The 12,311-nt window shown below is 65.6% G+C and carries 13 protein-coding genes; 7 read left to right on the forward strand and 6 right to left on the reverse strand.

The window, feature by feature from the left end; genetic code table 11:
• The coding region (gene uvrB, locus Q0M60_RS06070; RefSeq protein ID WP_296817273.1) for an excinuclease ABC subunit UvrB at positions 1-1,840 on the forward strand (1,840 nt) is incomplete at its 5' end.
• Positions 1,841-1,857: 17 nt separating this feature from the next.
• On the opposite strand, the gene Q0M60_RS06075 is transcribed toward uvrB, so the two are convergent.
• Together Q0M60_RS06075 and Q0M60_RS06080 are read right to left on the reverse strand one after the other, a co-directional pair.
• Positions 1,858-3,573 (reverse strand): ATP-binding protein, encoded by a 1,716-nt coding sequence (locus Q0M60_RS06075; protein ID WP_296817275.1) that lies wholly within the window; start codon positions 3,571-3,573, stop codon positions 1,858-1,860.
• A 179-nt stretch (positions 3,574-3,752) separates the two neighbouring features.
• Positions 3,753-4,082: a helix-turn-helix transcriptional regulator gene (locus Q0M60_RS06080; RefSeq protein ID WP_296817277.1), complete on the reverse strand. Its 330-nt coding sequence runs from the start codon at positions 4,080-4,082 to the stop codon at positions 3,753-3,755.
• 716 nt (positions 4,083-4,798) lie between these two features.
• Here Q0M60_RS06080 and Q0M60_RS06085 point away from each other — a divergent pair.
• From Q0M60_RS06085 to Q0M60_RS06105, 5 genes are all read left to right on the forward strand, one after another.
• Positions 4,799-4,999: a hypothetical protein gene (locus tag Q0M60_RS06085; RefSeq protein ID WP_296817279.1), complete on the forward strand. Its 201-nt coding sequence runs from the start codon at positions 4,799-4,801 to the stop codon at positions 4,997-4,999.
• 200 nt (positions 5,000-5,199) lie between these two features.
• A complete protein-coding gene (locus Q0M60_RS06090) occupies positions 5,200-5,583 on the forward strand; it encodes a GFA family protein (RefSeq protein ID WP_296817281.1) in 384 nt (127 codons plus the stop codon).
• Positions 5,584-5,624: 41 nt separating this feature from the next.
• The gene (locus Q0M60_RS06095) at positions 5,625-6,176 is read left to right on the forward strand and encodes a hypothetical protein (protein ID WP_296817283.1); all 552 of its coding nucleotides are present in this window, start codon (positions 5,625-5,627) and stop codon (positions 6,174-6,176) included.
• Positions 6,177-6,231: 55 nt separating this feature from the next.
• Complete coding sequence (locus Q0M60_RS06100; RefSeq protein ID WP_296817286.1) at positions 6,232-6,756, forward strand: hemerythrin domain-containing protein; 525 nt, start codon at positions 6,232-6,234, stop codon at positions 6,754-6,756.
• A 115-nt stretch (positions 6,757-6,871) separates the two neighbouring features.
• A complete protein-coding gene (locus Q0M60_RS06105) occupies positions 6,872-7,192 on the forward strand; it encodes a hypothetical protein (protein WP_296817288.1) in 321 nt (106 codons plus the stop codon).
• Here the strand turns inward: Q0M60_RS06105 and Q0M60_RS06110 are convergent.
• Both Q0M60_RS06110 and Q0M60_RS06115 read right to left on the reverse strand, forming a co-directional pair.
• Positions 7,189-7,740 (reverse strand): hypothetical protein, encoded by a 552-nt coding sequence (locus tag Q0M60_RS06110; RefSeq protein WP_296817291.1) that lies wholly within the window; start codon positions 7,738-7,740, stop codon positions 7,189-7,191. The two genes, Q0M60_RS06105 and Q0M60_RS06110, sit on opposite strands and share 4 nt — an antisense overlap.
• Positions 7,737-8,879, reverse strand: a complete 1,143-nt coding sequence (locus Q0M60_RS06115; protein ID WP_296817294.1) for a hypothetical protein — start codon at positions 8,877-8,879, stop codon at positions 7,737-7,739. Before Q0M60_RS06115 ends, Q0M60_RS06110 begins: the two co-directional genes overlap by 4 nt.
• A gap of 131 nt (positions 8,880-9,010) precedes the next feature.
• On the opposite strand from Q0M60_RS06115, the gene Q0M60_RS06120 reads away from it, so the two are divergent.
• The gene (locus tag Q0M60_RS06120; protein ID WP_296817298.1) at positions 9,011-9,601 is read left to right on the forward strand and encodes a DUF3617 family protein; all 591 of its coding nucleotides are present in this window, start codon (positions 9,011-9,013) and stop codon (positions 9,599-9,601) included.
• 31 nt (positions 9,602-9,632) lie between these two features.
• On the opposite strand, the gene Q0M60_RS06125 is transcribed toward Q0M60_RS06120, so the two are convergent.
• Together Q0M60_RS06125 and Q0M60_RS06130 are read right to left on the reverse strand one after the other, a co-directional pair.
• Positions 9,633-10,442, reverse strand: coding sequence for a hypothetical protein (locus Q0M60_RS06125; protein WP_296817301.1), 810 nt, complete (start codon positions 10,440-10,442; stop codon positions 9,633-9,635).
• 395 nt (positions 10,443-10,837) lie between these two features.
• Entirely contained in the window at positions 10,838-12,082 is a 1,245-nt protein-coding gene (locus Q0M60_RS06130; RefSeq protein ID WP_296817304.1) for a TadE/TadG family type IV pilus assembly protein, read from the reverse strand.
• Positions 12,083-12,311: the final 229 nt, after the last annotated feature.

Below are 12,311 nucleotides of genomic sequence, written 5' to 3' on the forward strand. Positions count from 1 at the left end.
CAACAAGACCCTGGCCGCCCAGCTCTACAGCGAGTTCAAGGCCTTCTTCCCGGACAATGCGGTCGAGTATTTCGTCTCGTATTACGACTATTACCAGCCAGAAGCTTATGTACCAAAAACAGATACTTACATCGAGAAAGATAGTAGCATCAACGAGCAGATCGACCGCATGCGGCACTCGGCGACGCGGGCGATCCTGGAGCGGGACGATGTGATCGTGGTGGCCAGCGTGAGCTGCATCTACGGCATCGGCTCGGTCGAGACGTACACGGCGATGACGTTCACGCTGCGCGTGGGCGATCGCATTGATGAGGCGAAGCTGAGGGCGGACCTGATCGCGCTGCAGTACAAGCGGAACGACGCGGCGTTCGAGCGGGGGATGTTCAGGAAACGGGGCGACACGCTGGAGATCTTCCCGGTCCACCAGGAGGACCGCGCCTGGCGCGTCAGCCTGTTCGGGGACGAGGTCGAGTCGATCGCGGAGTTCGATCCGCTGACGGGCCAGAAGACGGCGGAGCTCAACGAGATCACCGTCTACGCGGCCAGCCACTACGTCACGCCGCGGCCGACCCTCAATCAGGCCATCACCGGCATCAAGGCCGAGCTCAAGGAGACGCTCGACTGGATGATCGAGAACGGCAAGCTGCTCGAGGCCCAGCGGCTGGAGCAGCGCACCCGCTTCGACCTGGAGATGATGGAGGCCACGGGCTCGTGCGCCGGCATCGAGAACTACAGCCGCTGGCTGACCGGCCGCGCGCCCGGCGAGCCGCCGCCGACCTTCTTCGAATACATCCCGGACAATGCGCTGCTGTTCGTCGACGAGAGCCACGTCACCATCGGCCAGATCGGCGGCATGTACCGGGGCGACTACCGCCGGAAATCGACCCTGGCCGAATACGGCTTCCGCCTGCCCAGCTGCATCGACAACCGCCCGCTCAAGTTCGACGAGTGGAACGCCATGCGGCCCCAGACCATCCACGTCTCGGCCACCCCCCAGACCTGGGAGCTGGAGCAGGCCGGCGGCGTCTTCGTCGAGCAGGTCATCCGCCCCACCGGCCTGATCGACCCGCCGGTCGAGGTCCGCCCCGTCACCTCCGCCACGGCCAACCAGGTCGACGACGTCATCGCCGAGGTGAAGGACACGGCCCGGCGCGGCTACCGCTCCCTGGTCACGGTCCTGACCAAGCGCATGGCCGAAGACCTGACCGAATACATGCACGAACAGGGCGTGCGCGTCCGCTACATGCACTCCGACGTCGACACGCTCGAGCGCATCGAGATCCTGCGCGACCTGCGCATGGGCGCCTTCGACGTGCTGATCGGCATCAACCTGCTGCGCGAGGGCCTCGACATCCCCGAGTGCGGCCTGGTCGCCATCCTCGACGCCGACAAGGAGGGCTTCCTGCGCTCCGAAACCAGCCTGATCCAGACCATCGGCCGCGCCGCCCGCAACGTCGACGGCCGCGTCATCCTCTACGCCGACCGCATCACCGGCTCCATGGAACGCGCCATGGCCGAGACCAACCGCAGGCGCGAAAAGCAGCAGGCCTACAACCTGGAGCACGGCATCACGCCCGAGAGCGTGAAGCGCGACATCAAGGAAATCCTCGCCAGCCCCTACGAGTCCCGCGAACTCGACCGTCTCACCAGCCGCGGCCTGGCCGAAGACGCCAAGCCCTTCGTCGGCTCCAACTTCCAGGCCACGCTCAAGGACCTGGAGACGCGGATGCGGGAGGCGGCCTCAAACCTGGAGTTCGAGGAGGCGGCCCGGCTGAGGGACGAGATCAAGCGGATGAAGGCGATGGATCTGGAATTCGCGAAGGATATGATGGGAGCTTAGAACACCCTTACAACACTCTACTCATCCGGCCTGAGAACTTTCCGCATCAGCACCATATCAATCGGGTTGACGCCGGATAAGGTCAACTGGTGCGTCGCCAGCGGGAAGTGCTCGTCGGATGAAAGAGCGCTTTTTGCTATAGGGTGAATTTCCAATCCCCGACGGGCTACTTCTTTGTGGTCCAGCTCGTCAACATCCCAAATTACGACGGCATCGATTTCGTCAAACATCTTACGCTCGTCGGCGAAATCTTTGAGCAACCCTCGAACGTTGTATTTAAACTCCACTACGACATTTCGATCGTACCACTTCGCATGGAGGTCATATCTGTCCTTATATCCGCTTACAAGCGGACGGAAATTTTTGACATTCTCAGCGCCTATCTGTTCGTAGAACATCGCTGCGACGGTTGCTTCCTGTGCATCAGGACGCTTGATGAACGCACTTAGTGTTGAGTCGAGATTTGGCAGCTTAGATATCTGCGCAAATGTCTTGTCCCTCTCCCACTTAGGGTTAGGCCCATCGACACGTCCGCTCACGTACTTTACGAATTCGTTGATGAATTCTCGGAACTGGGCCCCCGCCTTATCCCGCAGCGAACCCTGTAGACGACCGGGAATAAACTTTCGGCCAATATCGAAATTTAGTGATGGATCTTCAATCAGTATGAAATAGTTCGCCACATAGCCGGCCGACCCCCGCGTGTTTAGCTCAAGCCTTATTCCCGTTGGCATACCCTTCGTGGATACGTAGAGCCCGGGACGGAACTGATAGGGGTTTTCGCTGGTGGTATCGCCTTGCTCGATTGCCTCGTTCTCATCGACCGTAAAATTCCGGAAAAAGGATGATAGCTTGGCCCAAGCGCCTCGGTCTGGCGCAAAGCAGGCCCAGAAACGATTAGTCCGTCCAGAGTGGTGGTAAGATCCACTGGTGACTATGACCTTCCCTTTGAGCTTGCGACGCTTATCAACATCGGTTCGATCTTTTTCTGTGCGCCAGACTTCGTAGTCCGACACATTGATAAACTCGTCGGGCCCCAAGCCAGCCGTCGGCAATAGATATTTGCAGGCAAAATCATCCTCGTTGAAAGCCCCACCCCTGTCGACGTGCCTGACCCTAAAGTCGCCGTCATATGGTTCACCCCAAATATGGGAGGTGCTACCTAGCGCCGTTCTGGTACGGAGCACGAAGAGGAGTTGGTCGAAGCTCAGACTAAGGATCGGATGCTCGGGATCGCTCAGGTGCAGTTCGATCCGCACACCTGTAGGTCCTGAGTGATGCTTCGTTTCTTCAAGATTTAGTAGCAGAGGGTCTTCATCGGTTTTATCGAGCCAGGCATTGGCATTGCTTATCGAGGCCATTCTGTCGCCGTCAGTGTGGCGCGACCCAATGCGGAAGAAGTTGCTTGAGAAAATTGCAAACGTAACGCCGACGCCTTTTTGACCGATCTGATCGTCGCTCTTGGACTTGTCGGTAGAGAACGGGCTTAGCAGATGGGCAAGTCGATCAGGGTGGATCCCGGTCCCATTGTCCTCAACGACGAGGCGTCTGGCCGGGGCGTCTAGGTCGATGGTGACTTTGCCCCGAGACGGCCTCTGGCGGCTGATCGAGTCGATCGCGTTCTGGCAAAGTTCTGCTAGGAGATCCCATTCGTGGCTGTAGCTGTCGATGATGCCATTGAGTTGGTTTCGGAGCTGCTCGTTGCCCGGCTGGAGGAAGTTCACTTCTGACATCACGTCGCCTGTCCCTGGTTCCGAAGCGGAGCGTAGCAGGGCGCAATTCGTTCGGCGAGACGAGAGGGTTCCCTTGGTGCCCATGCCTGCGCACCGAGCTAGGCCGTCCGCGCGGAAATCGCTTTAGCCGCCATTCGCGGCTTTGGGGCCACTGACGCTAGAAGCGTCCGCAAGGAGGGTTAAACGGGCAGGACAAGTTCCTTACCGTCGATCTTCGCCACCACTTCTAGCGTTCCGCCCTTCGCTTCGATGAGCCTCCTGTAGACGTCGATCGGGACCTGCCGGCCCCCCTCAAGCTTGGACACGTTTGACTGCGACGTCTTCAGTATGCTGGCCAGCTCAGCTTGGGACAGTCCCACCTGTTTGCGTAGCGCTTGCAGGAGGGAAACGTTACGACCAATCTCAACATCAAGCGCATCTACGTGTGCTTGCTGCTTCGCCGTGAGCTTGGGCTTCCAAGCCCGGGATTTCCTTTCGGACATCAAATCACCTGCGCCCTTCCGCGCCACGTTCACTCCAAACTTACGATTACGATCCTGAAGTTTGGCTGAACCTCGACAGTCAGCAGCCTCCACCCGGACGGTAGGCCAACCGGGATTTGCAGGCTGATCTGCGACGCAAGGCTGCCCCAAGGGGGCACACCTTCCAACTCGGCCTGGTTGAGGCCTAACGCGTCTGGCCCGCCACGATTCAGCCTTTGCTGTATGGCGAGCAATTCGAGTTGCTGTTTTTCGGACCATTGGTCCAGTTCCGTCAGTAGGTCTTCATCGACCTCAACCGTCCACCGGGACATACGAACGCTCCTGTGGGCCACGCGGCCAAATTATTGTTTCTGCTGGGCATTACATTAGTCCTTGAAGGTTCCTGGGTCCGAGCTTCTGGTTTCGGGTAGTTGGTTATTAAATTCTGATTTCCAGCGCTTTGACATTACCCATCACGACGTGATGACAAATTGGAATATATGCCACAATGGAATGCCGTCAAGGCGCTTCTCTCGATAGGGGTCGCCGACCGCGCCGCGCGCCGGGCTGGCAGGGCTGCAACATCCTGATCGACCGGGTGCCGGCGGCGGGGCGATCCCGCTGATCGCGGGCGGCCTGCTCACACCCAAGGCCGAGGCGCCGTCCGCTGGCGCTCCACCCTGTTTCTGGCCGACGCCAGCCTGAGCGCCCGCGGCTGGCTGCTCTCCGTCATGCGGGCCGTCGAGGCGCCCCTCCACCACTCCGTGGTCCCCCTCCCCCTTAAATGGGGAGGGGAAGGCCGCCCCGAGTTCACCCTGACCGACGTCTACGCCCACGAGGCGGCGCTGGCGGCGCTCTATCCGGGCGCCAACAATGTGCGGCCCAAGATCAGACAGCAGCGGCAGGCGCTGAGGGACCGGGGGTGGCTGGCCTTCAACGGGCGGGGGACGTATCGTCGCAGCTAGGGCCTTCTCCCCTTGCGGGAGAAGGTGGCAGCCGAAGGCTGACGGATGGCCATCGTCGCGCCAGCCTGTCAATCTGAGTGCGGCGGCGAGGCTGGGAGCGGAGGGTTCAGCGCGACCCCTCATCCGACCTCGCTGCGCTCGGCCACCTTCTCCCGCAAGGGGAGAAGGGAGCGGTAGCCGGCCCGCCGCGTTCCCCGCCCATGAGCCCTACCCTGACCACCGCCTCGTGCCTGTGCGGCGCCGTTCGCGTGAGCGCCTCGGGCGAGCCGGACCGGGTGGCGATCTGTCACTGCCTGGACTGCCGCAAGCATCATGGGGCGGTCTTCTATGCGGCGGCGATCTTTCCGGATGGGGCGGTGGCGGTCGAGGGCGAGACGCGGGCGTATCGGGGGCGGTGTTTCTGCCCAACCTGCGGCGGCTCGGTGTTCGCGCGTTTCGGGCAGGAGATCGAGGTCCACCTGGAGGCGGTGGACGAACCGGGCCGGTTCACCCCGACCTATGAGAACTGGGTCATCCGCCGGGAGCCTTGGCTGCCGGCGTTTCCGGGGATGGCTCGGAACGCGCGGGACCGGGAGGGGCAGTAGCTGCGACCGCCTCTGCCGCACCCCGCCCCTAGCCTGCCGGCATGCTTGAAGGGACAGCGCGGAAGATCCGGTCGCAGGACACCTGGGACGAGGTGCGGCGGGCGTGGGAGGGTGGCGAGACTGCCGCCTCGGTGGCGCGGCGGTACAATGTGGGGCTGGCCAACGTCTGGCGGCGGCGGGCCGCGGAGGGCTGGCGGCGGCGCGAGGCCGCCGATCCGGCGCCGGAGCCGGTCGAGGGCTGGGACCGCTACGCCCAGGCCAAATGGGACCAGCACGAGATGCGCCTGGCCGAGGTGCGGGAGCTGGCCCGGGACCTGGCGCGGCTGATGACCGGCCAGGAGATGGACGGGGCGCCCCTGTGGCAGGTGGCCTTCCTCTACCACTGGCGGGCCGAGCACATGGGGCCCGAGACGGCGGCGCGGGACCGGGCGCGGGCCGCCGAGCTGGAGCATCCCTGGGCCGGGGAACTGTGGAACGAGGACGGCTCGCTGAAGCCGCTGGGCCAGATGGACTGGATCATGGCCTCCCTGCACCGCGAGGAATGGCGCCGCTGGGCCGGCCTGCCCGACGGGGCGGCGGAGCGGTTTCCGTAGGGAACCCCCACCCCCTCCCCCCGGTTGGCTCCGCACATTCCAAGGAGCCAGCCACATGTCCGTCATCGACAAGGTCCTGGGCAAGATCACCCCGCCCGTGCCCGAGCAGAAGCGCCGCGAGGCGACCCAGACCGCGCGGGGCCTGGGCTCGCCCGGCGACTGGCTGTCGGTCGCGCTGGATCACCACGACGAGATCCGCGAGTGCTTCGCCGAGGGCCGCGCCGCCCGCTCGGCCGCCGACCGCACCGCAGCCATGAAGCGGCTCGGCCGCATCCTCAATCCGCACTCGCTCGCCGAGGAGGTGGTGCTCTATCCGGCGCTCGCCCAGTGCGGCGAGAAGCTTCACGCCGGCCACGCCTACACCGAACAGACCACCGCCAAGATGCAGATGGCCGAGCTGGAGAACATCGCCCCCTCCTCCGACGCCTGGAAGGACAAGTGGGAGCACATCGAAGGGGCCGTCCTGACCCACATGTTCGAGGAGGAGAGCTCCTGGTTCATCAAGCTGCGCGAGAAGCACGAGGATCAGGCGAAGCTGACCGCCCGCTTCAAGGAGGAGTTCGACACCTGCCACGGCTAGAGCCACGGCCGGCTCTGTTGCAGGACTGTCACGGCTGACCGTCGCGGGCGCGTTCACCCTCCCTGGCCGGAACACGCCGCCCGATTCGCGCATTGGCCTTCCTGGAGGAGGACCGATGACCCGTTCAGGCCCGCGCACCAAGGACAAGACCAACTTGCGTCTCGTGACGCCGGAGTCCGGCATCTACGAGCTGATGAAGGCGCCCGAGACCACCGCCGAGCGGGTCAAGCGGCTCCAGATGGAAGCCCGCGCCCTCGCCGTCGAGGAGATCGAACAGCTGGAGCGCACCCTGCGCGAAGCCGCCCGCCTCGCCCGCGACATCGCCGGCGGCGGCGACGCCTATCCGGTCGGCGCGCGCGAGCTGGCCTCGCGCATGGCCGAGGACCTCCCGGCCAAGGCCGAGACCCTCAAGCAGATCGCGGCGCGCTCGCTCTAGGTCTCGACCGGCTGGTTGCGCGGCCCGACCGAGGCGCCCTCGTCCGGCCAGATAGCGCGCGAGACGGCGTCGAGCTGCTCCTCCATCACCGTGATCCAGTGCAGCACCTGGCCACGCGTGACCCCGCCGTGCAGGCAGTCGCGCCGCCAGACGGTCAGCTCGTTCCCCTCGGCGTGGTCGGCCACCCAGATGTAGCTCAGCTCGCGCTCGAGCCTCAGGGCGTGCGCCTCGTCGTCGGCGGTGAACACGCCGCCCGTCTCGATCTCGGCGCAGACCATGCGCGCGCCCAGGCCCTCGCACTCCCGCCCGTCGACGAAGGCGTAGAGGCCGCTCGCATACTGGATGTTGATCGAGAAGCCCTCGTCGGACACCCCGCTGTCGGTCACGGTCGCGCCCGTCTCGGCGATCAGCTCCAGCGCCTGGTCCATGCTGATGCGGGTCCAGACCGAGCCGTCAGCGGGCGGGCCGCCGGCGCCGGGAGCCCCCGACGCCAGGGCCGGGCCGGCCGCGATCGCCGCGGCCAGCCCGATCAGGGTTCCCCGTCTCAATAGATGTCCACCTGCAGGCTGAAGAGACCCGTCTCGCCCGCCGACAGGGTCGAGACCTTGGCGTAGTAGAGGCCCGTCACCGGCGCGATGAAGTTGATCTCGCTGTCCAGACCGGTCTCGCCGCCGCCGGAGTCGTCGTCGCGCGCGATCTCGTGGAAGGCCCCGTCGATCCAGCGGCCGACATAGAGGTAGCTGTCCACCTCGCTGGAGCGCTGCAGCACCCGCACCCGCTGGCCGGCCTGGGCGTAGAAGGCGCGGTACTCGAAGTTCGGCCCATAGCCCGGGTTGTCGGTCTCGGTGATCCAGCCGCCCACCGCCACGCCCGAGGGCAGGCCGCCGTCCGCCGTCGTCGAAACGTCCTCGACATAGAGCCGGTAGGACCCCGTCCCGCCGATGCCATAGGTCGTGGCCCGCACCTCGAAGACGTCGTCGGCGACCGACTGGTAGTAGAATTCCGAGTTCAGCGAACCGCCCGAGTCGTCGTCGTAGAACAGGTTCTGGTACTGGCCGTACGCATCGACGAAGCCGAGGATCACATAGGGATCCATGTCGTCGGACTCGAGCCGGATGCGCACCACGCGCTGCTGCGGCAGGGTGAAGCGATAGCCTTCATAGTAGCGCCCTTCGCCGTCCACCGGGTCGCGGCTGTCGATCATGCCCGAGACGCGGATCGGCAGGCTGTTGATCGTCGGGTCGTACCCGCCGCCGCCGCCCGAGGGCGCATAGTCGGCCCGCTCGATCGTATAGGGGCCGTAGTCGTCGCTGCTGAAGCTGGTCGCGCGCACCTCATAGTCCCCGCCCTCCTGGGCGATGAAGTCGAGCATGGAGTCCAGCGAGCCGGTCCCGTCGTCGTCATAGGACAGCTCGTGGAACTGTCCGCCCGGCAGCGAACGGCCGATCTGCAGATAGGGATCGATCGCCCCGTCGGTGGAGCGCATGGTCAGCACGACCCGCTCGCCCGGCCGCGCGGTCAGGCGATAGCGGTCGAACCGCCCGCCGGTCGACGACACGGGATCGCGCGTCTCCAGCCGCCCGCTCACCGTCGAATAGGGCGCGATCTGCTGCTGGGCCATCGCCCCGCCGGCCAGCGCCAAGGTCACGACGGCCGCGGCCGCCCCCGTCATCCAACGCCCACGCATGTCCCAACTCCCCATGTTGAAAAAGCCCCAGAGGCCATAGCTTAAGCATGTCCCCGGCCCCGCCGCCAAGCACCTGCCCGTTCCTGACGAAATCGGTATGATGCACGGCCGTTCGATTGGGAGGATTGGCGATGAGAACCCTGACTGTCGTGAGCGTCCTGGCCGTGTCCCTGGCCGCCTGCCAGCCGGCCGACGAGGCCCAGGCCCCCGCCGACGCCCCGGACGCCGCCCAGGACGCCGCGTCTGCGGCCGCCGACGCCTCGAACCCGGCCGACACCGTCGAGGCCCAGGTCCGCGAGGGCCTGTGGCAGACCGTGATGACCGCCGACGGCAATACGGTCACCAGCCGCGCTTGCATGAGCGCGGCGACCAACCCCGTCCCGACCTCGGGCCAGGCCTCGGCCGGCGACTGCGAACAGTCCATGGCCCGCACCGGCGACGGCTGGACCTTCTCCAGCCGCTGCGCCCTGCCCACCGGCGGCGAGACCCGCACGGAGGGGACCATGACCGGCGACCTCCAGACCGCCTACCGCGTCGAGGCGACCACCACGACCTCCGGCGCCCCCATCGCCGCGCTCAACCGCACCTCGGAGATCACGACGGAGGCGACCTACCAGGGCGCCTGTCCGGAGGGCTGGCGGCCGGGAGACGTCGAGGTCGCCGGGATGCGGATGAACCTGGGGGATATGCAGCGCCAGGCGGAGGAGATGGCGGGGCGGTAGGGGCGACCTACATGCCGCCCCCTTGTTGAGGTCAAGCGGTCCTGTCGAAGGCGGAATTTCGCCAGGGATGAGACCAGTCCTGCGCCCTCTGGTAGGCCCCGTGCCCCGATCTCGCTCCTGCTGAGGATTGCATCAGCGACGGCCGGATTGCCGCCCAGTGCGAGAGGACGCTGAGAGCGATGTCGCTTGAGCGCCACGTGCGTGGCTGGGCCACCGAGCGGTTCTCGCCAAAGGCCGGTGTCGAGAACCGGTTAGCGGGCTCGGGCGTCCAGGTGATGGCGCTACGCGCCTGTGAAGCCCGTCGCGCGCGCGCTGGATTGAGCCAGTCCCGACGCATCTCCAGAACCTGGCGGCCGAGCGCCAAGCCGCGACCGGCGCCGTCCCCGAGCCCATCGACCCGTCCCAGCGCCCGACCATTTCCCGAGCCCGACGAACCGCCCTGCCCCGGGGTGACGACCCCCTGGCCCAAATCCTGCGCGCGCGAAACGCCCTGGCTGACCCCAGGGAGGCCAGCCTGTGCCGAGGCGACCTCAGCCCGCTCGCTCCGTTGCGGGGAGACGTAGTCCCTCTCCTGTACCGCCAGCGTGTTGACAGCCGCGGGGGTCGAAAGAAGGCTTGACCCCACCTTGGCCAGCTGCGCGGTCGCCTTGGCTTCCGCCCGCTCGAGTTTGTCCGCCGCCTTTTGAGCCTGCTTTGAGTCGTCGCCATGCTTGGCGGACTCGGTTGCGACCTTCGTCTCGGCCTTGTTCAAAGACGAGACAGCTTTCTCCTCCACCTTGCGGACCGATTTCACCGCAGAGTAAGTCAACGAGGAAGCGTTACCGGAAATCGCTGATACCATTTCGCCCTCCCATTCTAAGAGAGCATCAGGATATCAGCGTTCTCATAACATAGCTTTTCGAAGTATATTTAAAAGATAAAGTTATCGCTTATGCTAAATGGATGATTTCCAAACATGCCATCGACAATGTCACTAGGCTCTACGATCGATGAAGACTAAGATCCAGTAGAGGTTTCAGCCCCAGTGTCCAGCGCCCGGACCAGGCGGATCGCGGTTCGCCGGGTCGCGCCGGGGGGAAGGCGCAGGAAGCTATAGACGACGTCCGCCACCTCGGGATCGGACAGCAGCGACCCGGGGGCCCGGACGCGGTGCCTTGGTACCCGGCGGTCGCTTAACTGTATCGGTTCGTCTCGCATGGGGCCTCTGGCCGCCGAGGAGCAAGCCCCGTGCCAGCGTCAGCGCACCAGGTAGGGGGATCCGCTGGTCGACGAGACACCAGCCGGGATGGGCACTGGCGAAGGCCGCATGTTCAGCGAGCTGCGCCCGTAGAACTCCATCGTGTCGACCACCAGGGCGAAGCCATAGGCCAGATCGACGCTCTCAAAGCCGCGGATCAGGAGCTTCTGGCGCGGCAGGTGGATGACCCCGTCGAAGCTGCTGCGGCCGCTGCCGGTGATGGTGCTCGACGCCAGGGGTGAGGTCGCGTTGGGGTTGAGGCTGATCAGGATGCCCGCCGACTGGCCGGAGGTGGGGGCCGTGAAGGTGTACCCGGCCGAGCCGGTCCAATCGAGGCCCGAACCGGAGCCATCGAGGAAGAAACTGACCCCCTGCCCCTCCATCCGGCCGCTGCCGGTGAAGGAGAACTTGCCGAGGATGCGGTAGACGCCGGGCTGAAACTGAGCCGTGGCTCCGCCATTCATGTTGATGGTGATGCCGCCGCAATAGGTCCCCGGCGTCAGCACCTGGACCCCGCTGCCGGTCACGCTCCGGTTGGTGAAGTCGCAGACGTTGGAGGTCGGTCGCCAGATGTTGGCGAAGGGATCGTCCATCGGCTGGCACGTGGGCAGGCGCAGCGGCGAATACGTCGAGCCGCCGCTCAGCTTCACCTGGCCGACGATGCAGTTCTCGGCCGAGGTCAACGTCGTACCCCCGCCCAGGTGCAGGGCGTTGCTGTTCGAGGAGTTGATGTGCACGCGGCAATCCGGCGCCGAGATCGCGCCCGCGCCGGCGTTGCGCACCGCGTCCTTGGCCGTGCGGTTCAGCACCAGCAGGCACAGCGGCAGGCCCCGCGTCTGTGCGCGCGCCGTCGCCGACACCTCGACCGGCATCTCGTCGATCCCGACCAGGCCCATCAGCACCGTGGGCACCGCCAGGTCGAGCGTGATCTCGGCCTCCTCGGGTTCGATGCGGGCCTGCCAGTCCAGGTCGCCGAATTCGCGCTGGAAGGGCTCCCATTGCGATTGCGCGATGGTGCGGACCAGGTCGCGCCGCTGGTCCATGCGCAGTTGGGAATCGCGCATCACCCGCAGGGCTGCCGCGTCGGCGATGTCCTGCATGTGCGAGCGGGCCGAGGCTGCCCGGCTGTAGTCGATCCCGGCGCCGGCCGCCGCCGCCATGGGAATGACGCACAGAGCGAAGATCGGCGCGACGTTCGCCGCGCGACTGCCGAACAACCGACGGACCAGGGTCCAGAACGCCAACGGAGCCTCCCTCGCGCGACGAAGGTACGCCCGTGAAGCTTAATGTCCGATGGACGACAGTCCTTAATGTGAACGGGCCCTGGCCCCGCCGAGGCCCCGGCACGGGAAAGGGGGGGCCCCGGGGGGGCCCCCCCCCCCGGTGCAAATTACCGCCGCGCCCTGGGTTCGGGGGGGCAGGGTGGGGGGCCGGGGACCCCCGGGGTGGGGGGACGACGGGGGCGCCCGCCGA

The organism is Brevundimonas sp., from assembly GCF_024711105.1.
GTDB lineage: Bacteria > Pseudomonadota > Alphaproteobacteria > Caulobacterales > Caulobacteraceae > Brevundimonas.

Bases quoted from the DNA above. Each gene is read 5' to 3' on its own strand.
- Q0M60_RS06100 (WP_296817286.1), top strand. From the start codon at position 6,232: ATGTCCGTCATCGACAAGGTCCTGGGCAAGATCACCCCGCCCGTGCCC.
- Q0M60_RS06120 (WP_296817298.1), top strand. From the start codon at position 9,011: ATGAGAACCCTGACTGTCGTGAGCGTCCTGGCCGTGTCCCTGGCCGCC.
- Q0M60_RS06105 (WP_296817288.1), top strand. From the start codon at position 6,872: ATGACCCGTTCAGGCCCGCGCACCAAGGACAAGACCAACTTGCGTCTC.
- Q0M60_RS06125 (WP_296817301.1), bottom strand. From the start codon at position 10,442: ATGGTATCAGCGATTTCCGGTAACGCTTCCTCGTTGACTTACTCTGCG.
- Q0M60_RS06090 (WP_296817281.1), top strand. From the start codon at position 5,200: ATGAGCCCTACCCTGACCACCGCCTCGTGCCTGTGCGGCGCCGTTCGC.
- Q0M60_RS06095 (WP_296817283.1), top strand. From the start codon at position 5,625: ATGCTTGAAGGGACAGCGCGGAAGATCCGGTCGCAGGACACCTGGGAC.
- Q0M60_RS06075 (WP_296817275.1), bottom strand. From the start codon at position 3,573: ATGTCAGAAGTGAACTTCCTCCAGCCGGGCAACGAGCAGCTCCGAAAC.
- Q0M60_RS06115 (WP_296817294.1), bottom strand. From the start codon at position 8,879: ATGCGTGGGCGTTGGATGACGGGGGCGGCCGCGGCCGTCGTGACCTTG.